The 20,273-nt window shown below is 40.1% G+C and carries 19 protein-coding genes and 1 CRISPR repeat array (1 of these 20 only partly in view); of the genes, 10 read left to right on the forward strand and 9 right to left on the reverse strand.

Going from position 1 to position 20,273, the window contains the following annotated elements:
- The first annotated feature begins 211 nt into the window (after positions 1–211).
- A complete protein-coding gene (locus NCWK1_RS21015) occupies positions 212–898 on the forward strand; it encodes a hypothetical protein (protein ID WP_103126048.1) in 687 nt (228 codons plus the stop codon).
- 392 nt (positions 899–1,290) lie between these two features.
- On the opposite strand, the gene NCWK1_RS21020 is transcribed toward NCWK1_RS21015, so the two are convergent.
- Positions 1,291–2,646, reverse strand: a complete 1,356-nt coding sequence (locus NCWK1_RS21020) for a hypothetical protein (protein WP_340641211.1) — start codon at positions 2,644–2,646, stop codon at positions 1,291–1,293.
- A 225-nt stretch (positions 2,647–2,871) separates the two neighbouring features.
- Entirely contained in the window at positions 2,872–4,794 is a 1,923-nt protein-coding gene (mnmG, locus tag NCWK1_RS21025; RefSeq protein ID WP_103126049.1) for a tRNA uridine-5-carboxymethylaminomethyl(34) synthesis enzyme MnmG, read from the reverse strand.
- A gap of 419 nt (positions 4,795–5,213) precedes the next feature.
- Between mnmG and NCWK1_RS21030 the strand changes: the two genes are divergently transcribed.
- Positions 5,214–6,047, forward strand: coding sequence for a D-alanyl-D-alanine carboxypeptidase family protein (locus NCWK1_RS21030; RefSeq protein WP_096578860.1), 834 nt, complete (start codon positions 5,214–5,216; stop codon positions 6,045–6,047).
- A 56-nt stretch (positions 6,048–6,103) separates the two neighbouring features.
- On the opposite strand, the gene NCWK1_RS21035 is transcribed toward NCWK1_RS21030, so the two are convergent.
- A complete protein-coding gene (locus NCWK1_RS21035; protein WP_103126050.1) occupies positions 6,104–7,198 on the reverse strand; it encodes a glutamate--cysteine ligase in 1,095 nt (364 codons plus the stop codon).
- A gap of 204 nt (positions 7,199–7,402) precedes the next feature.
- Between NCWK1_RS21035 and NCWK1_RS21040 the strand changes: the two genes are divergently transcribed.
- From NCWK1_RS21040 to NCWK1_RS21050, 3 genes are all read left to right on the forward strand, one after another.
- Positions 7,403–8,074, forward strand: a complete 672-nt coding sequence (locus NCWK1_RS21040) for a Mo-dependent nitrogenase C-terminal domain-containing protein (RefSeq protein ID WP_103126051.1) — start codon at positions 7,403–7,405, stop codon at positions 8,072–8,074.
- 129 nt (positions 8,075–8,203) lie between these two features.
- Positions 8,204–9,232: a GTPase ObgE gene (gene obgE / locus NCWK1_RS21045; RefSeq protein ID WP_103126052.1), complete on the forward strand. Its 1,029-nt coding sequence runs from the start codon at positions 8,204–8,206 to the stop codon at positions 9,230–9,232.
- Between the two features lie 111 nt (positions 9,233–9,343).
- On the forward strand, positions 9,344–9,925 hold the full coding sequence (locus NCWK1_RS21050) for a Uma2 family endonuclease (protein ID WP_103126053.1): 582 nt from the start codon (positions 9,344–9,346) through the stop codon (positions 9,923–9,925).
- A gap of 23 nt (positions 9,926–9,948) precedes the next feature.
- Here the strand turns inward: NCWK1_RS21050 and NCWK1_RS21055 are convergent, their stop codons facing one another.
- A complete protein-coding gene (locus tag NCWK1_RS21055; RefSeq protein ID WP_103126054.1) occupies positions 9,949–11,076 on the reverse strand; it encodes an acyltransferase family protein in 1,128 nt (375 codons plus the stop codon).
- Between the two features lie 475 nt (positions 11,077–11,551).
- On the opposite strand from NCWK1_RS21055, the gene NCWK1_RS21060 reads away from it, so the two are divergent.
- Complete coding sequence (locus tag NCWK1_RS21060; RefSeq protein ID WP_103126055.1) at positions 11,552–12,448, forward strand: UTP--glucose-1-phosphate uridylyltransferase; 897 nt, start codon at positions 11,552–11,554, stop codon at positions 12,446–12,448.
- Positions 12,449–12,609: 161 nt separating this feature from the next.
- On the opposite strand, the gene NCWK1_RS21065 is transcribed toward NCWK1_RS21060, so the two are convergent.
- The 3 genes from NCWK1_RS21065 to NCWK1_RS21070 all read right to left on the reverse strand — a co-directional run bounded on the left by NCWK1_RS21065 (position 12,610) and on the right by NCWK1_RS21070 (position 13,429).
- The gene (locus tag NCWK1_RS21065; protein ID WP_245894963.1) at positions 12,610–12,909 is read right to left on the reverse strand and encodes a hypothetical protein; all 300 of its coding nucleotides are present in this window, start codon (positions 12,907–12,909) and stop codon (positions 12,610–12,612) included.
- Between the two features lie 116 nt (positions 12,910–13,025).
- Positions 13,026–13,151, reverse strand: a complete 126-nt coding sequence (locus tag NCWK1_RS30465; RefSeq protein WP_281259151.1) for a hypothetical protein — start codon at positions 13,149–13,151, stop codon at positions 13,026–13,028.
- An 89-nt stretch (positions 13,152–13,240) separates the two neighbouring features.
- On the reverse strand, positions 13,241–13,429 hold the full coding sequence (locus NCWK1_RS21070) for a hypothetical protein (RefSeq protein ID WP_096578843.1): 189 nt from the start codon (positions 13,427–13,429) through the stop codon (positions 13,241–13,243).
- Between the two features lie 547 nt (positions 13,430–13,976).
- On the opposite strand from NCWK1_RS21070, the gene NCWK1_RS21075 reads away from it, so the two are divergent.
- Both NCWK1_RS21075 and NCWK1_RS21080 read left to right on the forward strand, forming a co-directional pair.
- Positions 13,977–14,213, forward strand: a complete 237-nt coding sequence (locus NCWK1_RS21075) for a hypothetical protein (protein WP_103126056.1) — start codon at positions 13,977–13,979, stop codon at positions 14,211–14,213.
- Positions 14,214–14,235: 22 nt separating this feature from the next.
- Positions 14,236–14,511, forward strand: coding sequence for a hypothetical protein (locus tag NCWK1_RS21080; protein ID WP_187308201.1), 276 nt, complete (start codon positions 14,236–14,238; stop codon positions 14,509–14,511).
- Positions 14,512–14,571: 60 nt separating this feature from the next.
- Here NCWK1_RS21080 and NCWK1_RS21085 read toward each other — a convergent pair whose 3' ends face one another.
- Positions 14,572–15,129, reverse strand: a complete 558-nt coding sequence (locus tag NCWK1_RS21085) for a Uma2 family endonuclease (protein WP_103126058.1) — start codon at positions 15,127–15,129, stop codon at positions 14,572–14,574.
- 265 nt (positions 15,130–15,394) lie between these two features.
- On the opposite strand from NCWK1_RS21085, the gene NCWK1_RS21090 reads away from it, so the two are divergent.
- Positions 15,395–17,050, forward strand: coding sequence for an iron uptake porin (locus NCWK1_RS21090; protein ID WP_103126059.1), 1,656 nt, complete (start codon positions 15,395–15,397; stop codon positions 17,048–17,050).
- A 118-nt stretch (positions 17,051–17,168) separates the two neighbouring features.
- Here NCWK1_RS21090 and NCWK1_RS21095 read toward each other — a convergent pair whose 3' ends face one another.
- On the reverse strand, positions 17,169–18,485 hold the full coding sequence (locus tag NCWK1_RS21095; protein WP_103126060.1) for an ABC transporter ATP-binding protein: 1,317 nt from the start codon (positions 18,483–18,485) through the stop codon (positions 17,169–17,171).
- A gap of 185 nt (positions 18,486–18,670) precedes the next feature.
- Here NCWK1_RS21095 and NCWK1_RS21100 point away from each other — a divergent pair, with 185 nt between their 5' ends.
- On the forward strand, positions 18,671–19,939 hold the full coding sequence (locus NCWK1_RS21100) for an FAD-dependent oxidoreductase (protein WP_103126061.1): 1,269 nt from the start codon (positions 18,671–18,673) through the stop codon (positions 19,937–19,939).
- Between the two features lie 255 nt (positions 19,940–20,194).
- A CRISPR array of direct repeats spans positions 20,195–20,273; the repeat unit is 39 nt; unit sequence GTATTGAATCCCTAATAGGGATTAGTTGAAATTGCAATG; it runs 328 nt beyond the window's last position.

Consider the following 20,273-nt stretch of genomic DNA (forward strand, 5'->3'; position numbering starts at 1 on the left):
TACTCACGCTAGATTGCTATATTATCTAATTTATCGAAATGATCTAAAAATAATTCATTCAATTGCAAATAATAAATATTGCAATCATGAGACACTAAATCTAAGATGACTTGTAATAGTTTTTGCAACCTGCATTTACTATTCGAGTGGACTTTAACTACTCAATTAGTCAATCTTCATTCTAGTAGATTACCTAATTAAAAAAACAATTATGTTTGATGCAAAAATCAACTGGCTGCTGCCTGTAGCTTTAACTATAGTTAGTTTAGGGTCTAATTTACAAAGTGTAAAAGCACAGAGTCCATATAATTATTATACATTTAGTGCAGATTACACTACTTCAGTTACCATAGATCCCAGCTTTAGACCAGATTTAGGTATTGTGAGAGCAACCATTACAGGTGAAAGTATAGAACCTGTTCCTTATGGTTTGAATTTCTTTATTAGTAATACCTACGGTAAGCTAAATCCTATTGAAAACCCAGCAATTAACCGATATACTTTCAATTCTGATCCTAGGGTATTTGGTTTAGATGAAGAACCAATACTTGCTGATAGGTATTATGGCGGTACTAATGAATTATTTGGAACAGCCAGTGACAGCGCGGAAATTAACTTTGCCGAAGGTACTATCAGGGGTGGTGGTACTATAACTATTTCTGGTGGTAAAGGCTTATTCAAGAATGCTACAGGTACTATAACTTTTACTGAGGAAGACAGGCTGAACCCACCGGGAACGCCTTCTCAAGGGTTGGCTAAATTGAACTTTAATTTGCAAACTTCTCAGCCAGTTCCCGAACCAAAAGCCAGTATCACCTTCATTGGTATGGCTGTAATTGGAATTGCTTTACGAATTAAAGGCCATATTCGTCGCAAAGGTAATAGTTCACTTTTTTAAAATTGATAGACAGTCAAACAATTTTAGATTGACTACATCCACAAAAGCAAAATAATAATTCAAAATTCGGAGGGTCAAAAGTTCTGGAATATTACCGTAAATACTAGGGGTGCAACTCTTCTCTATATAAAAATATATTACGGTAATATTACTGGATAAGCAAAAAAAGTATGTTATACTATCTAAGCAGGATTACACAAAATAAAAAACCTGCATAAGCAGGCTCTTGGATTGATTTGCGCTAAATAAAGTATAGCGTTCTGTTACCATGACTAAATTAGAGTAGAACATAAAGTTAATCTACTCTTGATATATATGAGCATTTTAGTCAGCTTTTAATTGTGATATTTTTAGCCAACGAGCTTGCCTTTATCAGCCAAAGCGATCGCTAACTACAACTTTTGCCCTGTATAAATAGAGCGAACTTCACCGTTACGACGGATAATCGCTTCTCCGTTGTTGACCTCTACTAATGTCCAGCCACTAGTACCAATACTTTCTCCGATATTGATGCGGCGAGTCACACCGTCAACTTGAAATAAAGCCGCAGATTTATTACCTAACTCCAATACACCCTCTAAAGTATGACTGGGAGCAGCTTGAGCGCTGGATGCTAAGTATACTTGTTGAGTAGTTCTTGGTGACGCAGCTAAACTAGCCACTGAAGGTTGTGCAGCCCGTAGTGGTGCCACTGGTAGGGACGGAATTGGACTTGCTGATTGGCGCACTGTAATTGGTGTAGTACGCACAGCCACAGGTTTGAGATCTGTCCGCACAGCAGCCGCTAACATGTTGACACTGACAGGTTTACCTGGTTGCTTAACAGTATTTAAGGCAGTTTTGACAGCATTAGGTTGGGTTGTTTGTCTAGCATTGGCTATGGGCGGTAAAGCGATGGGAGTTCCCGGAAGCCTTGGTAGCCCGTAGCGCATAGGTGACGGCGCTTGATAAACAGGAATATAGATGCGTTCAACAACGTTGCTTGCAGAACGGTTAGGTGTAGGTGCTGTGTTGTTAGAAGTTAGGGGAGATGGCAAATTACCGATTGGTAAACTACTAACAGATGCAACGGATGTAGGACTAGAAGTTATCCTGTTGCTGATTCCGCTACGGAAAGAGGTTTGGTTTTGCTGATCGATGATGGCTAAAGAACCTAGGAGATAATCAGCTAAATCCGCCTCAACATCTGCGCGTGTAGGTAATTGCGCTCCTGACACTAAGATGTTTTGCTGGGTATATTTGCCAGTCAGAACAGAGAGAAATTCAGCGCGGAGTAAATAAATCGTACCAGCGATCGCTATCCCTACGGCAGTTCCTAAAATTACCAGTTTGCGAAAAGCAAGTCTGATTTTTTTAGGTCTTCTGATCCCGGAAGCCGTTGCTGGGGTATCAACTACAACTGTACTAGCGTGCTGGTGTCTAACTTGGGGAACGCTTTGGACGGTGCGGTTAAGAGTATTTGGTAAGACAATCTGCGGTATATTCAGTGTTTGCAGAGGCTCATAGTCTGAGTAATACCAATCGTTTACAGATGTTTCTTCTCTAGAACGCTGTGGTATGCGACCTCCATACCTAACAGTATGGGAAGATAAAGTGCCACTGCCATCTAAAATATCGTCAATATCGGCAAACAGATCATCCATCAAGCCATCAGCATAAATGTCGATTGACCAAGGCTCGTTGGTAATTAATTCTTCTGATGGCTCCGGAAAGATGAGATGGGTGTTGAATTCTTGTAACATAGGCATGATTTTGGGTTTTATTTGCCAGGATTAAGTAATGCTCTTAACACCTGGAAATCAGGGTTTTGCAAAGATATCAAACTGCCAGCCTAAACTTGACGAGTTTATTTTTATGTGGTATTAAATTCAACTGTAGTCTGGAGATGGCTAGTGATGCCAGTTTTGAATTCATGTCATCGATCATACCAATCTCCTTCCTTCTACTATACTCACGTTTGTTAAAACTTTAAGTTACGTTAACGCCGGAAAGTCTGTCTGGTGCTTTGTTTTACGCAATTCCAAATATATTAACAGTGCGTTAATATCCGCAGGATTTACACCCCCTATACGGGTAGCTTGGCCGATAGTCAGTGGTTTTACCTGATTTAATTTTTCCCGTGCTTCTTTAGAGAGGGTATCAATTTTGGCATAATCTAAATCCGCAGGTAGCTGGCGGTGTGCTTGACGGGCGGTTTGTTCAATTTGGTTTTGTTGTCTAGCGAGATAGCCAGAATATTTGATGTCAATTTCTGCGCCTTCTCTCTCAGCAGTGGTAAGGCTGGGGTTGCTTAAGCCATATCTATCTAGGTCAACATAATGAAATCCTGGTCGCCGCAGTAAGTCAGCGAGAGTAATAGAACCTTTGATTGCTTGTTGAGTATTAGTGGCGATCGCTTGGCCAATTTCCTCATGTTCTTTGATGCGGGTGGCGTATAACCGTTCTTTCTCCGCAGTAATTTGGGCTTGTTTGTTGGTGAATAATTCCCAACGGCGATCGTCAATTAAGCCAATTTCTCTACCCAAAGGCGTTAAGCGTTGGTCAGCGTTATCAGAACGCAACAGCAAGCGATACTCAGAACGACTAGTCAGCATTCGGTAAGGTTCGCGCAAGTCTTTTGTACATAAGTCATCCATCAGCGTGCCGAGATAACTTTGCTCACGCGGAAACACAATCATTTCTTGACCACGCACAAATCGTGCCGCGTTAATTCCCGCCACAATTCCTTGGGCTGCGGCTTCTTCATAGCCTGTTGTCCCGTTAATCTGCCCAGCACAAAATAACCCGGCAATCTTCTTCGTCATCATTGTGGGATAACACTGTGTAGCTGGTAAATAATCGTACTCCACAGCATAGGCTGGACGCAGCATCACACAATTTTCCAAACCAGGGAGACTCCGCAGCATAAGTAATTGTAGATTTTCTGGCAACCCAGTGGAAAAACCTTGAATATATAATTCGGGAATATCTCGTCCTTCCGGTTCAATAAAAATTTGGTGGCTTTCCTTATCCACAAACCGTACAATCTTATCTTCAATGCTGGGGCAATAACGAGGGCCTTTCGCTTCTACCCAACCACCATAAACAGGGGATAAATGTAAATTTTCTCTGATTAAACGATGGGTTTCGGCTGTGGTACGGGTCATATAACAAGGCATTTGTTCCCGTTCTACCCACGCCTGGGGGTCAAAACTAAACCAGCGAACTTCCACATCTCCCGGCTGGATTTCCATTTTACTGTAGTCCACTGATCGCTTATCTACCCGTGCAGGTGTTCCAGTTTTCAGCCTTCCAGTTTCAAAACCCAAGCGATTTAAAGTTTCTGTCAAACCCTCAGCGGCAAATTCTCCCGCGCGTCCCGCCGCCATTGATTTGTTACCCACCCAAATCTTGCCACCTAAAAAAGTCCCAGTCGTCAAAATTACTGTTTTACATTCAAACGCCACGCCAAAATAAGTTTCCACACCAACGACTTCATCGTTAGCACCCAAAACTAAATCTGTCACCATCCCTTCACGGATAGTCAAATTCTCTTGATTCTCGACAATAGCTTTCATCACAGCAGCATATTCGCGTTTGTCTGTTTGGGCGCGTAATGCCCATACTGCTGGACCCCGTGAAGAATTGAGGATACGCTTTTGCAAGTATGTGCGATCTGCAACTTTCCCAATTTCCCCCCCAAGTGCATCTATCTCATGGGTTAACTGAGATTTAGCCGGGCCACCCACCGCTGGGTTACAAGGTTGCCAAGCAATTTTATCTAAATTTAGGGTCAATAGCAGAGTCCGACAACCAAGACGAGCAGCGGCCAAAGCGGCTTCGCAACCGGAGTGACCTGCACCGACGACAATGACATCATAAGCGTCTTGGAATTCAATGGAATTGTGCATGGTCATACTTATACAACAGAGAGCTAAAAGCAAAAAAATTTTGGATTTTAGATTTGCAATTTTGGATTGACTGCGCCTATACAGGTAAGCATCTTGGGGATTTTAGGTTGATTCTATCCAGACGGGACAGGCACTTTACCGCAAAACTAATCCAAAATTCAAAACCCAAAATCTAAAATTCAGTATGGTCATTGATATTTTAGCTGATCCAGTGCTTTCAAGGATGCGCCTTGTTAATAAAAAAGCTATCAAAAGAACTAGTCATCTAGTATTAGTGAATTTCTAAAATTTAGAACTTATAATTATTAACTAAGTTGAGATAAACAAATTTAGTTTATTTCAGCCTGAATGTCTCAAATGTGACTAATTCTCTAGTATTTACACATATCATAAGTAGAAAATATATTTATAATTTTCAGAATTTCATGAAATATCTAATTAAAAAAGCGAAATTTATCTTTATTGCTATTTTTATTTGTTTGTCATTGGTAGCTAGTAATAGTATTCAACGTTCTCAAATTGCTACAAATTCTTCATCAACAAATCAATGCTTGGTTTCCGCAGTAACTGGCTGTACTGCTAATGCCCAAGAACCAAGTATTCCTAGCCAGCCCGTAACTGAGGAAGAGCGTTTTGTTGCTGGAATTATGCCAAAGTTAAAAGTAATGCCTATACCTGGAACGTTTGAATATACTTTATTACGTTCTTATGGTGCTGCATTTATTAATCCAGCAAATGATGTGAAATTGCCGCCAAAATTGATTTTTGATAATGAAGAAGATACGCAAGCATTCCAATCGCAACTGACATTAGAAAAAGTTGTTGGCACAAATGAATGTTATTTGCAAAAATCAGCAGCAGATGCTTTAAATAAAGCCAGATTACAATTTAATATTCCCTTAAAATCAGGTTATGGCGCTAGTGATTGTATGCGTAGCTTTGCCACAAATTTAAGGTTTTGGCATAAATATGCTAATAATAAAACTTTAGAAAAAGTCAAAGAAGGTAAAGAAACTGCAATTTTGGGGTTAGTTGCACCGCCAGGAACATCACAGCATCTTTGGGGATTAGCGATTGATTTAGGTGTATCGAATCCAAAACAAAGACAAATTCTGAATCAACATGGTTGGTTTCAAACCGTGGTCAAAGATGTACCACACTGGACTTATCTTGGTGTATCAGCAGAAGATTTACCTAAATTAGGTTTTAAAAATCAAGTGATTCAAGGAATTACTTATTGGCTAACACCTCTGGCGTAAATCTCGGACTTATGGGAGAAGTCGGGGAACTGAGCAAGCGCGATTTTGACTTAATATCAATAAGTTTTTCGTAATACTGCTTCTATTGAACCTAACTTATGAAACATTTCAATTAATTGATGTGATTTGCTTTGACGCTGCTCTAGCATGATTTTTAATGGTATTAATAATTGAGCATCTGAGTCATTATGGAGAGAGACTTCAGCAGCTTTTAAAACTTTTTTGGCATTAGCAAAAATATCTTGATTATCAAAGCCTTCTTTAGCGGAAATCTGGTGTAAAGCTGCATCGGGTGTAGTAACTCTACCCTGTAAAGTTTCATCTAATATCAAACCTTTGAATAATGCTAATAACGCCGCATAAATATTAAAATCATCGCAACTATCAAAAGCTTTAAATTCAATGCGTCCGATTTCTGCGGGAATGCGGGCGACTTTGGTTAATGAAGGGATACTTGTAATTAATTCTTCTGGCTTCTCGACAAAAACTAAAGTCGCTGAACGTTTACCTGTTCTAATAAAAGTTCTCACAGAAAGTCCTTCCCATAAACTCCCATTGTAAAAAGGAGAGCTATAAGTAAACGGGACAATATAGGGACTGTAATAAGTTAACTTTTTGCCAATATCAATTAAACGGTCAGTAGACATATTTGCTACAGATATATTCAAATCTGGCCCGTAGCTAACCATATAAATATTAGCTGTTTGTTCATCAGGATAAGCTTGTAGTTGTTTGATTTCAAAATCGTTTAATGGAGGTTGCGGTTCAAAAACAGTTTTATAGGGGTTATAACTCGCTAAAACTGGCATGTATCCAAAACTCTTTGCTACTTCCCGCAGTAAATGAAAACTTTGTGATAATTCATTAACTGCATCTTGAATATTAGTATGTATGGTTGTTCTAATTTCGATACCTTTAGCTGAACAATCAATTGGTTGCTCAGAGTCAGCAAATCTTTCAAACCCTTCAATATACCATCTTTTCTTTTTAATCCCAGCATCACCTACACGCAGTTGAGGATAGTCGTTGGGATAGATAGGCAATTTTTCTACAATTTGAGCAAAATCTGCAAATTTAGTGTGGGTAAAATCTGCAAACTTTCCTTCTTGGTTCAAAAATGCAACTTCATGTTCAATACCAAAATAAAACATAGCTTACACCTGGAAGAAGTTTAATTAGAAAAAATTCTCAATATTTTTTAAGAGTATTTTAACTTGCAGCGTGATCGGGAAGCGATCGCTTATAGCTTGTAGTTAGGAAAATAGCAAATCTTAAAAGCCTGTTAGTTAAAGGCACAATCAGTTACCTTCAAGGGTAGCCTAGTATTCACCGAGAGATGTTTGAGGCATAAGTGTATGACTAGTTTTGTGAAATCCCCATACAGTAGCGAACAAATTGCTGCTTGGTTAAGTGGACTGCTAACAATTGCTTGGGCAGATGGTAACTTTGATGACCATGAACAGCAATTTATTGCCAGTTTCACTAAAGAAGAATTAGCACCTAGCCTGAAATGGGAGTCTTTAGAAGTCATTACCCCAGAAGACTTAGCCGCAGTTTTAGGCAAAGGTACACAAGCAGCCGAAAATTTTTTACGTACAGCTGTGATGGTAGCGATCGCTGATGGTACATATTCTTCTAGCGAAGATCAAGTTCTCCACCAATTTTGCCAGGCTTTAGAACAACCAGAAGAAATTATCGAAGCCCTGCGTCATACCCTAGAGGTACAAGACCATCTGGTTTCTGCACCAGGCCTATCTCAAGTACCACCCCATTTACCACTCAACTCTCTGCGCGACTGGTTAGATGGGTTAGATGTACAAGACCCCAGAGTTGCTCGATTCTTATGCAAAATGATTCCCTCTCAGTGTCCATTTGAGCGCGATGTCACTCTATTTGGACGCAAAATTGTTCATATACCACCTTTGTGTAAGATTAATCCACTTTATGAGCAACTTGTCGGTTTACGTTTTCGCGCCCTCTCCTATTTGGCAGATGATTGCGGCGAGGATGTCACGCCCTATATTTGAGTGTTGTTAGCGTAACGGAAGTTGAGCAGCGTGCTGAGTGTTGAGGAATGAGTTAAAAGTAGAGAATAAAGATAAAGCATTGATTAAAAAACTTATAATTTAAAACTCACTCCTCAGCGCTTTGAGAATATGAAATTCATTGATCAAGTAGAAATTCAAGTTGAAGCAGGTAAAGGTGGCGATGGGATTGTCGCCTTCCGCAGAGAAAAGTATGTACCTGCTGGCGGCCCCTCTGGCGGAAATGGCGGGCGGGGTGGTTCAGTTATTTTCAAGGCTGTAGAAAGCCTGCAAACCCTATTGGACTTTAAATATAACCATCTTTTTAAGGCAGAAAATGGTGGTCGAGGCGGCCCGAATAACTGCACTGGTGCATCTGGCAAAGATTTAATCATCGAAGTTCCCTGTGGGACAGCGATTTATGATGCGGAAACTGATGAAATTATCGGCGATTTAATTGAACCTGAACAAATTCTAGTAATTGCTAAAGGTGGTAAAGGTGGACTAGGAAATCAATATTTTTTAAGCAACCGCAACCGCGCCCCAGAATACGCCCTCCCTGGTTTAGAAGGGGAAAGAAAAATGCTTCGTTTGGAGTTAAAACTATTAGCAGAAGTGGGAATTATTGGTTTACCCAATGCTGGTAAATCTACATTGATTTCATCTTTATCAGCAGCACGCCCAAAAATTGCCGATTATCCTTTTACTACCCTTGTGCCGAATTTGGGTGTAGTGCGGAAACCTACTGGTGATGGTACAGTTTTTGCCGACATTCCCGGCTTAATTGAAGGCGCAGCCGACGGTGCAGGCTTGGGACATGATTTTTTACGTCATATTGAACGCACACGAGTGCTATTACACTTGATTGATGCGACTAGTGATGATGTCATCAGAGATTACAATACAATTCAACAAGAATTGCAAGCTTATGGACGAGGGTTAGCAAATCGCCCGCAAATTTTAGCACTGAATAAAATTGACGCAGTTGATAGAGAAACAGTTGATTTAGATGCTTTGGCAACTCAATTAAATCATCTTGCTTATGCTCCGGTTTTTGTGATTTCTGCGGTAACGCGTAATGGTTTAGAGCCATTGTTACAGTCAGTTTGGAATATTCTTGACCAAATGAATGCTGTTGAAATAGAGCAGGTTTTGAGTTGAGTTAATTTAAAATAAAACAACAGATATTCCCAGATAAATTATCTGTGTCTATCTGCCTCTATCTGCGGTTAATTACTCATTATTTAGGCTTTTGTTAAAAGTCTAATAGTTATGCAGTTACAAGAACAACGCTATTATTCGCCTGAAGAATATCTAGAATTAGAGGTGAATGCTGAGGAAAAACATGAATATATTGATGGGCAGATTATTCAAATGGCAGGCGGAACGCCAGATCACAATCAAATTGCGCTTAATTTAGGAGGTATAATCAACTTCCTTCTCAAGCGTCAGCCTTATCGAGTCTTTGTTACAGATCAGCGTCTATGGATACCTAATAGGCGAATTCTTACTTACCCTGATGTGATGGTGGTGAAAACTCCTTTGGAATTTCAAGAAGGAAGACGAGACACTTTAGTTAATCCAGTATTTATTGCTGAAGTGTTGTCAAAATCTACTAAAAGTTTTGACCGCGATGAAAAGTTTGCTGCTTATCGTACGATTCCTAGCTTTCAAGAATATGTTCTGATTGATCAGTCTAAAATGCACGTTGAGCAGTATTGCAAAACTGAGAATAATAAGTGGATATTTTCTGAATATGACGATGCAGATGTGGTGTTAAGTTTAGCGGCTGTTCCTTGTCAGGTTTTGCTGGGGGATATTTACGATAAGGTGGATTTTAGTGTGGAGGAGTGACAACCTAACGCAGAGGGGCAAAGTTAAACTTTGAGAAACCAGCGTTGGCGATACATGAGAACGGCTACAGCCCACCATAATAAGACTGTGACTAGGGCGAATAGTAGTGAACCGTTAAAAGTGCCTGCCCAAGATGCGAAGATGTTTTGATAAATCCAGTTGTAGGTACTGGGGGCGGTTTCGCCTGTACCGATTTTGGTTTTGGCTAGGATTTTAATTAATAATACAGATGCGACGAAAAGAGCGATCGCATTTAAGCCCATAATTTCAAATGGTTTACTCCAGCGTTTGATTAATCGCACTTCGATAAGTTCATAACAAGCAGCTAGTAATAGTAATGCCCAACCACTGGTAAAAATAACGTAAGAACTTGTCCACAGTTTTTTGTTAATGGGGAACACCCAACCCCACCCCCAACCAATAATTAAGCAGCCAATACCAAATAAGGCTAACCCTACACTTGTCCGTGTTTGCACTGGCTGTTTACGTATCCATTGCCCTGTGAAGTAACCAGCGAGGACACTAACAACAGCAGGTATGGTGCTAAAAAGTCCCTCTGGATCTCCCATATTTTTGAAACCATCACCAGCATACAGATGCGCTTGCGGTATAATCAGGCGGTCAATATATGCGCCAAAGTTACCTTCCCGTGTCAGCGCACCAGCACCATATTCGGGAACTGTTACATACATCATTGTTAGCCAATAGCCGATGAGTAAGACTGCGGCTAGTATCCATTGTCCTTTGCGTGGGAGGTTGAGAACTGCCAAGGAAGCTAACAGATAAGTTAAGCTAATGCGCTGTAACACTCCCATAATGCGGATGCTGCTGAAATCAAAAGTCCAAACGCCTTTGTTCCAAAAGCCATTTAATAATAAACCTAAAGCAAATAAAATGGCTGCACGGCGAACTATTCGCCAATATACAGCAGCAGTGGGTTTATTTTCTGCGGTGTATTTTGACAAAGAAAATGTCATGGCTACACCAACAATAAATAAAAAGAAAGGAAATACTAAATCCGTTGGTGTGCAACCATGCCAGTCAGCATGAGCCAGGGGAGGGTAAACATCATCGGCTACTCCTGCCATGTTGACAAGAATCATACCAGCAATGGTGATGCCACGAAAAACATCCAGTGAGGTCAGGCGCATAGATGGAATGTTGTGTTCAGAGTCTAAACGGTTGCTTGTTATGATACTTCAGTGGCAATGAAGACTTGACAATATTTACTCAATACTTTGCTATGTTACAAAACAGCACTTAAGGATTTTCCTCACTTAAGTGCTTTTTCGCATAAATATACACCAGTTCACTTTATGGCTACAATCTTGAGAAAACACAAACTATCTATATTAAAGACGGATTGTGGAAATTAATTGCAACTAATGTATTGTGAAATGGTATCACTCCTTGCAATAGGTAACAATACCTCTGATGTGGCACAATTGAATATATAGTTAGTGACAGTTGAGCAACTGACACTATGACAATAGGTCATATTCATCAAGTTAAATTAAGCAAAGTATAGCCATATTAAGTTGGTAAATGTATTAGAAAAAGTTAGTGAGGATCAGCGATCGCTCTTTTAACAAAATCTCAAGAGCTAATTGTCAAAAGTGCTGAACTATGCCACACAATAAAGTTAGAAAAGCTGTAATTCCGGCAGCTGGTTTCGGCACTCGCTTGTTTCCAGCTACTAAAGTTGTCAAAAAAGAACTGTTCCCCATTATTGATCGAGATGGTAGAGCTAAACCTGTAATTCTGGCAATTGTCGAAGAGGCTATGAGTGCAGGAATTACAGAAATTGGCATTGTTGTACAACCAGATGATATAGAAATTTTTACAGATTTATTTAAAAATCCACCACAACCAGAACTGTTACAAAAGCTTTCGCCTGAAAATCAAAAATATAGTCGATACCTGCAAGATATTGGTGATAAAATCACGATTCTTACCCAAGAACAGCCAGAAGGCTATGGTCATGCAGTCTTCTGTGCTAAAAATTGGGTACAAGATGAGCCATTTTTGTTAATGTTAGGTGATCATGTTTACGCATCCGATACTCATAAATCTTGTGCTAGTCAAGTTTTAGATATTTACGCACAAGTACATCAAAGTGTAGTGAGTTTAACAACTATGCCAGCAGCAATTATTCATAAAGCTGGCTGTGTCACCGGAGTATGGCAAGAAACTAATTCTATTTTGCAGGTGACACAACTTGTAGAGAAGCCAACTGTTGATTATGCGCGTCAAAATCTGCGGGTAGTCGGTATCACGGATGATGAGTTTTTATGTGTATTTGGTTTGTATGTACTAACACCAAGGATTTTTGATTGTTTAGCCGAACATATCGAGAAAAATTTACGCGATCGCGGCGAATTTCAGTTAACATCCTCTCTAGATAGTCTATGCCAAGCTGAGGGAATGACTGGTTACATTGTGCAAGGAAAATGTTTCGATACAGGCTTACCAGATGCTTATCGGCAAACAATGATTGATTTTAGAAATATCTCAAAAGAGTAAATACGCAGTATTGTGTCAGCAAACTCTAGTTTTTGGTGAGATGCAGCCATAAAAAGACGCGCACAGCATTAGTGAGATTTGAGCCTGAGTTTGAAGTGGTATAGCTCATTTAACAAAGCCAAGTTTAGTATTGAGGTAAATGCAACTTATTTACTACTTGTTTATGAATGAGATGATTTTTCAGATGATCTTTCAGAAGATTTTTCCTGCTTGCCTTTTTTGATTAATTCCATATAAATATTAACCTCACTCACTTCTACATCATGTTCAATTCGAGTTACCTTCCAATTTTCCTTATTAATGTAAATTTCTTCGCCTATTCTAGGAATAAATTGTAAATCATAGAGTTTTTTCAGATAATCTTTTTGTTTTTCTTCCCATAATATTACTTTAACTATATCTCTACTCATAGTTAGCTTATCCTGTTTTGCGAGTAAACGAAAGTCACTGTTTAATGACATTCATTTCGCAAGTTTATCTTACTTATCCAATCTAATAGCGTAGTTTAAACCACATTATTTATAAGATTGCAGCTAAATTGTTGAGGATTTTTTTGGTGTTACTTTATGTTTACGCTTTAGCGATCGCATCGGCTACCTTCGTACCATAGTAGTGTTGCTGAAAATTGAGCGATCGCATCTTTTAATTTATTTGCAAAATAAGTTTCTACTTCACACACAAGAGAGATTAAACTCAATGACATACATTGTCTCCAAAATCATCAGTGTGCAGAGATTTAGATTTAGGAGAAATGTTTGTCATCTTTAGCGCACTAAATTTAAAGTGAAATATTCAATCTTGAATAATTAGAATTTTCTGCTTCAAATAATGCTGAAGTAATCTATCATTCTTAATAAAGTCCCGAATTTCCGTTAGCTGTTCGCTGCTAACTTCAGTTTCTCCAGGCACAAAACATATCCCTAAAATCAGTATATGAGGTGGAAGATATTTGCCTGTTTGTTTATATTTTACTATTGCCACACATTCACCATTTTTTATCTTTTATCAGGGCATTGCTATACACAAGTAGACTATGCTAAGTTATGTAACTAATGCCCAAGAGCAAGATACGCATTAGATAGTCTTGTGATCAAACCAAGTTACTTTTGTAGCACCATCCCTTTTAAGAGATTCTGAGGTTTAGTTATTGTCACAGGCTGACAATTTTATGGAAAAATTGCAGTTTTAACTAAAGAAACAGAAAAAGTGCTAAGTGTAGTCGATCACATAGCCGAAAATAATTCTCGCCCATCTAATCATAACATCCTCTAAAAGAAAGCTATGTGTAAATATTGTTTCATTAGACTCTACAATCCTGATGCAGAGTGAGTTTTAGTTGAAAATCACCCACAGTTATGAATTAACTGTTAAGTCTTAATTCTTGAGCCAGGAACTTTTGTTGACTCTTTGAACAGCTAATATCTTGATTTTTGTACACTTTTGCCAATTGATTAATTTTTAGACACAAATTAGGCACAAACAAGGAAACTGTGCAAATATAAAGAAAAGCTTAAGAGGTTAGAGACTCATGATCACCACTAAAATGATGCAACAGCTTTGGGCTGTAATCGAGTCTACTAATGTCAGCACCTTGCTCCAGTTTGATGATGTGGCTTTAGTACAACTGCTCTTCCAGCAATTAAACATCCAGCAGGAAGAAGATTTACAGGCAGATAGTAGCCTTAATGCTTATATACAATCTAAACTGCCTTTAATTCGAGACACTGCTGAAGGCAGATTATCCTTTAGCACAGAGAATCACTAATACAAAAGTTTACCAATCAAATATGATGAGTCACTGGCTCGGTATTGCGCTTGTAGCTTATCTAATTGGCGCGGCGATTGAAGGGATAAGTACAGCCAGTCAGCTATCTCATTCATTGCCGGAAATAACCAAAGATATGCAATCCCAGCCATCAGAATCTGCTAATCAACTTGAAGAGAAGTGGCGTGTTTTTGCGGCTATTTTCTCTGTAAGTGTTTGTGGAGCTTGTATTTGGCCTTGCCGTCTGCTTCACCGTTTAATTAAAAAGAAAGTTCCGTCTGAGAATTCATCTGATTGAAGTATCTTGATATCATACTGGGTATAGTGACAAATTTCCCAATATTAAACTTGAAAATATTTATGGTATTCCCGCTTGTTGAAAAATTTGTGCGGGTGTAATTTGTAGGGCTTCAAATAAAGAATCTTCTAAACTATCTTCACCAGCTTTTGTTTGTGGGTGTGCATCAGGATAAAAAATAGTAACTGTTTTAGCTTTTGCATCTACAACCCAAACTCTCATCACACCTGCTTCTAGATAATCTGTTGCTTTCGCACTCATTTCACCAAAAGTTTGGTCAGGCGAGATAATTTCAATGGCTAAATCTGGCGGTATGGGACAAGCCTCATCTTCAATGACATCCCTATTGAGGCGAGAGTATGAGACATAAAGTAAGTCTGGTACAGGAACCCAGTCTCGACTTTTGCGTTTTAACGTAACTGCCCATTCAACACCAACTTCACCGCGATTTTTCGCCCACGGCGTTAAAAGTTGAGTCAAAGCCAAAGTTAAACGTGAATGAAATCTTTTTGGTGCCATTTTAGGTTTCGCTTCTCCATTAACTAATTCGTAGGTGATATCACCTTGTGGTAAGGCGAGGAATTCTTGCAGTGTCAGTTGAGATTTGATTTGAGTCATAAATATCGCATCTCCTTGGCGGTTAAGTTTATTATCTGCGATCGCCTAACGGTAGGCATTGCTGAAAAAATCAAGATACTTTTGATGCTGAGATAATTGAAATAAAACCGCTAAACCAAGAGTTTACACTGAGAAATATCAAAAAATAGAGAAGTTTTGGCACAATAGCAGCTAAATCAGCAAAAGAGAAAATAAAGTATTATGGGATACATTTAGAAGATCGCGATCGCGTCATTCTAACAAAACAGTGTGAGGAAGAAAGAACATGTCTCATTTATTGTGGAAAACACTGGTGTTATCTCCAGTATGCTTAGGCGTAGCTGTTTTATTTTCCGCGAAGGTAGTTGCAGCTGAGATTGAAACTGAGTCACCAACACCTCAACAACAGTTAATTTCTCAAGCCAAAACTGAAGAAAATCAAGTTTTAGAACAAGTCAATCAATATAGTCTTGACGGTAAAAACCAAAATTCCCTATCTCAAGTCACATCAGTTTCGCAGTTTTCTGACGTACAGCCAACTGATTGGGCATTTCAAGCATTACAATCTTTAGTTGAGCGCTACGGATGTATTGCTGGTTATCCTAACGGTACTTATCGCGGTAATCGTGCTTTGACACGTTATGAATTTGCCGCCGGTTTAAATGCTTGTTTAGATAGAGTTAATGAACTGATTGCGACTGCAACTGCTGACTTAGTAAAAAAAGAAGACTTAGCCACACTTCAGCGTTTGCAAGAAGAATTTTCCGCAGAATTGGCAACTTTACGTGGCAGAGTAGATGCACTAGAAGCACGCACCGCCGAGTTGGAAGCCAATCAATTTTCCACCACTACCAAACTTGTTGGTGAAGCTGTTTTTGCTGTTACCGATAGCTTTGGCGACAACGATACTAACAACACCGTTTTCCAAGATAGGGTGCGTCTCGATTTTCAAACCAGCTTTACTGGTAAAGATATCCTACATACCCGGATTGCAGCTGGGAATGCCAGTGTTTTACCTTTAGCAAACAATACTTACGAGGGAACGCAAACATTTAACGTGTTCCTGGGTGGTAACAATAGCGCGTTTATCGATTGGTTAGCTTATTACTTTCCTGTCGGTAACTCGCAAGTTTATGTTGCAGCTACTGGCGGTATTCATAGCGATTACGTTCCTACCGTTAACCCCTACTTTGAAGATTTTGACGGTGGTAATGGTGCTTTATCTACCTTTGCTGGCGAAAGCCCAATTTATCGTATCGGCGGCGGTGCTGGTGCAGCGCTAAACTTAGCCTTTGGTGGTGGCGGAACTTTTAAACCTTCATTAACTTTGGGTTACTTGGCTGCGGAAGCAAATAGCCCCAATTCAGGTTCAGGTTTATTTGCAGGTAACTATGCAGCCTTAGCACAATTGAACTTGAATGTGGGCGATCGCCTGACCTTAGCTGCCACCTACGTTAACGGCTATCATGGTGCAGGTAGCGCCTTATTCGATTTTGGTTCAGTTACTACTGGTGTTGTTGGTACTCGACAAGCTAACCGCCAAAACTTGCCCGGTGTCGCTATTGACAGCGCCTACGCTAGTAATTCCTATGGTTTTGAAGCAGCTTTCAAACCTAGCGACAAACTTTCCATTAGTGGTTTTGTTCTGTACAGCCAAGTTACAGGCTTTGGCGCTAATGATGATGATGATATTTGGAGTTATGGATTAGGTGTAGCTCTACCAGATTTAGGTAAAAAAGGCAACGTTTTAGGTATTTTCGGCGGCGCTCAACCTTATGCTGGCAGTGGTAATAACAACACTCCATACCACATTGAAGGTTTCTATAAATACCGCGTCAGCGATAACATTTCCATTACGCCTGGTGTGATTTGGTTAACTAATCCTGGTCAAACTTCTGATGATGCAATCATTGGTACTTTAAGAACCACTTTCGTTTTCTAAAAGTTCTATTAATTAAAGATGTCTCTTGTTTAGAGATCAAGATACCCGACTTCTTAAAGAAGTCGGGTATCTGAGCAAATGCGATTTTCACAAATTCAATAGAATGGCCGGATTAATATTAAGAATTATTCGTCGGGAATATAGCTAAATCTGTTTCTGGGTCGAAAAAGTGAATTTTTTCAGGATTTATTGATAACCATAATTGTTCTCCAACACTTAGCTGTCTATCTGTGGGAACTCTCACTTGCAAGTAAGGCGCATCAGAAGATATTGGCGAGTCTGGTTCAGTTAGTCTGACACTCAAGAAAGCATCATTACCCAAATTTTCTACCAAATCTACTTTGACTGGTAGATTTTTCGTAGCAGGTAAACTCAGGTTTAAGTGTTCGGGACGAATGCCCAAAATTAAAGTTTGTTTATCATATTTTTGCAGTGCTTTTCCCCAAGTTTCTGGGAGTGTGAAACGAAATAGGGGATGGGTAATTAACAATGGTGCATGAAACTCTACCGGAATAAAATTCATCGGTGGTGAGCCAATGAATTCAGCCACAAAGCGGTTAGCAGGACGGTTATAGAGTTCTAATGGAGAAGCAAGCTGTTGAATTTGGCCTTGATTCATGATGGCGATGCGATCGCCCATTGTCATTGCTTCTGTTTGGTCGTGGGTAACATAAATCGTTGTTGTGCCTAATTGTCGCTGCAATTTGACAATTTGAGCGCGAGTTTCTGCCCGCAATTTGGCATCTAAATTAGATAATGGCTCATCCATTAAAAATACTTGGGGATTACGAGCGATCGCTCTTCCTAATGCTACCCGTTGTCTTTGTCCCCCAGATAGTTGTTTGGGTAAGCGATTCAGCAGCATTTCAATTTGTAACAACTGCGCCACAGACCGCACCTGCGTCTCAATTAATTTTTCTTTTGGCGAAATATAACGCAACCCTTTGGGTAAATTCTTCGTTCCCCCCACCAGAAGATTTTCCGCCCAATTAGGCATTTTATCTCCCCTGCTCACGCCAGTCGCCTCAACGGGGGGAACCCCCGCACGGCGCTGGCTCCCCTGCTCTCCTGCTCCCTGTCTTCCCCGACGGCGTAACCCAAAAGCAATGTTGTCATACACCGTCATGTGAGGATAGAGGGCGTAATTTTGAAACACCATTGCAATGTCTCGTTCTTTGGGCGGTAAATCATTGATTAAGCGATCGCCTACTAAAATATTGCCACCAGTCAGCGTTTCTAAGCCAGCAATTAACCGTAGTAGGGTGCTTTTACCACAGCCAGAAGGCCCCACCAGTACCATAAATTCACCATCGGCGATGGTCAAGTTAATGCGGCGCAAAACATTAAGATTATCTGCACGCTCTTGTGCTGCATTACTTTCGCCCTTACGGGGGGGGAAACTTTTATAAACGTTTTCTAAAATTACTTGTGCCACAGGTATTAGTTATTGTCATAGGTCATTCATCATAAGTCATTGGTCATTAACTAAAAACAAACGACCAATGACAAAGGACATTTTAGCGATAATACATCTTCCCTATGACTACAAAAAGTTAAAAAAATCGCTGGCATGATCAAAAGCCAACTACCCTTGATTTAGGGCTACCTAGAGGTGTTGTGATGACTAACCATCTACCGACAAATCCTATCCCCGACTCAAGTGTTAACCCAGCCCATGAGATTGTAGACTTACAAACCACCGATTGTTGCATTGTGGGTGGTGGCCCAGCCGGGGCTATTTTAGCGTTGTTATTGGCGCGTCAAGGCATATCTGTGATGTTGCTAGAGGCGCATAAAGATTTTGACCGCGACTTTCGGGGAGACACAATTCATCCATCAGTCATGCAAATTATGGATGAATTGGGTTTAAGCCATCGCTTATTACAATTACCCCATACCAAAATGCGCCAAATTAACGTCAAAACCCCAGAAGGTAGTTTTACTTTGGCAGATTTTAGCCACCTCAAAACACCTTATCCTTACATCACAATGTTGCCACAAGTGAAATTTCTGGAATTTATCACCCAAGAAGCGCAACAATATCCTCACTTTCAATTAGTTATGGGTGCAAATGTTCAAGAATTAATTGAGGAAAATGGCACAGTTAAAGGAGTGCGTTATCGCGGTGGTGGTGGTTGGCACGAAGTCCGCGCTATGCTTACAGTTGGTGCAGATGGTCGCCACTCACGGCTAAGACAAATAGGCGGATTTGAATCCATTGAAACTTCCCCACCGATGGATATTCTTTGGTTTCGCTTACCCCGCCATCCCGAAGATTTTGAAGGCGGAATGGGGCGTTTTGCGCCTGGTCATATCGTGGCGATGCTTGACCGTGGTGATGAGTGGCAAATTGCTTATGTGATTCCCAAAGGAGGATATCACAAATTGCGGGCGGCGGGTTTGGACGAGTTAAAAACATCTGTTGTTGAAGTTGTGCCAGAATTAAGCGATCGCCTATCTAGCCTTCAAGATTGGTCACAAGTCGCCTTTTTGTCTGTAGAATCGAGCCGTGTGAAGCGTTGGTATCGTTCGGGACTATTACTCATTGGTGATGCGGCTCATATTATGTCTCCAGTTGGGGGAGTGGGGATTAATTACGCCATTCAAGATGCAGTCGTAGCCGCCAATGTTCTCGGCAAACCTCTGCATAATAAATACTTAGAACTCCGAGACTTGGCAAAAGTACAGCGTCAACGAGAGTTACCCACACGCATTATCCAAGCATTTCAGACATTGATTCAAAAGCGAGTATTTGCTCCAGTACTCTCTTCTAATCGTACTTTTCAACCTCCATCATTTTTACGCTTGCCATTTTTGCGCGACTTCCCCGCCAGATTGATTGCTTTGGGGGTGTTTCCAGTTCATGTGAAATATTCAATCAACTCCTAATCCTCTCTGCGCCTCTGCGTCTCTGCGTGAGATATATCATCCCGCAATATACAAGGTTGGGTGGAACGAAGTGCAACCCAACAATATCAAAATATTTGAATTTTGGAAAAGAAGAATTTTAAGTCTCACGCAAAGGCGCAAAGGCGCAAAGAATTAAATCATAATAGAGTTTAGTGCAAGCTAAAACTCTTTTTTTACAACGAACCACAAAGGGCGCAAAGAACACAAAGAGAATAACCAATGCTTCACTGAATTGTATTGAATCCCTAATAGGGATTAGTTGAAATTGCAATGATTCGGTTGTTCTGTGTGGTAGATGGTAATAAAGTATTGA

It is taken from the genome of Nostoc cycadae WK-1 (assembly GCF_002897135.1).
Taxonomy (GTDB): domain Bacteria; phylum Cyanobacteriota; class Cyanobacteriia; order Cyanobacteriales; family Nostocaceae; genus Nostoc_B.

Coding starts and splice junctions, on each gene's coding strand:
- NCWK1_RS21015 (WP_103126048.1), top strand. CDS start 212: ATGTTTGATGCAAAAATCAACTGGCTGCTGCCTGTAGCTTTAACTATA.
- NCWK1_RS21020 (WP_340641211.1), bottom strand. CDS start 2,646: ATGCCTATGTTACAAGAATTCAACACCCATCTCATCTTTCCGGAGCCA.
- mnmG (WP_103126049.1), bottom strand. CDS start 4,794: ATGACCATGCACAATTCCATTGAATTCCAAGACGCTTATGATGTCATT.
- NCWK1_RS21030 (WP_096578860.1), top strand. CDS start 5,214: ATGAAATATCTAATTAAAAAAGCGAAATTTATCTTTATTGCTATTTTT.
- NCWK1_RS21035 (WP_103126050.1), bottom strand. CDS start 7,198: ATGTTTTATTTTGGTATTGAACATGAAGTTGCATTTTTGAACCAAGAA.
- NCWK1_RS21040 (WP_103126051.1), top strand. CDS start 7,403: ATGACTAGTTTTGTGAAATCCCCATACAGTAGCGAACAAATTGCTGCT.
- obgE (WP_103126052.1), top strand. CDS start 8,204: ATGAAATTCATTGATCAAGTAGAAATTCAAGTTGAAGCAGGTAAAGGT.
- NCWK1_RS21050 (WP_103126053.1), top strand. CDS start 9,344: ATGCAGTTACAAGAACAACGCTATTATTCGCCTGAAGAATATCTAGAA.
- NCWK1_RS21055 (WP_103126054.1), bottom strand. CDS start 11,076: ATGCGCCTGACCTCACTGGATGTTTTTCGTGGCATCACCATTGCTGGT.
- NCWK1_RS21060 (WP_103126055.1), top strand. CDS start 11,552: ATGCCACACAATAAAGTTAGAAAAGCTGTAATTCCGGCAGCTGGTTTC.
- NCWK1_RS21065 (WP_245894963.1), bottom strand. CDS start 12,909: ATGTCATTAAACAGTGACTTTCGTTTACTCGCAAAACAGGATAAGCTA.
- NCWK1_RS30465 (WP_281259151.1), bottom strand. CDS start 13,151: ATGTCATTGAGTTTAATCTCTCTTGTGTGTGAAGTAGAAACTTATTTT.
- NCWK1_RS21075 (WP_103126056.1), top strand. CDS start 13,977: ATGATCACCACTAAAATGATGCAACAGCTTTGGGCTGTAATCGAGTCT.
- NCWK1_RS21080 (WP_187308201.1), top strand. CDS start 14,236: ATGATGAGTCACTGGCTCGGTATTGCGCTTGTAGCTTATCTAATTGGC.
- NCWK1_RS21085 (WP_103126058.1), bottom strand. CDS start 15,129: ATGACTCAAATCAAATCTCAACTGACACTGCAAGAATTCCTCGCCTTA.
- NCWK1_RS21090 (WP_103126059.1), top strand. CDS start 15,395: ATGTCTCATTTATTGTGGAAAACACTGGTGTTATCTCCAGTATGCTTA.
- NCWK1_RS21100 (WP_103126061.1), top strand. CDS start 18,671: ATGACTAACCATCTACCGACAAATCCTATCCCCGACTCAAGTGTTAAC.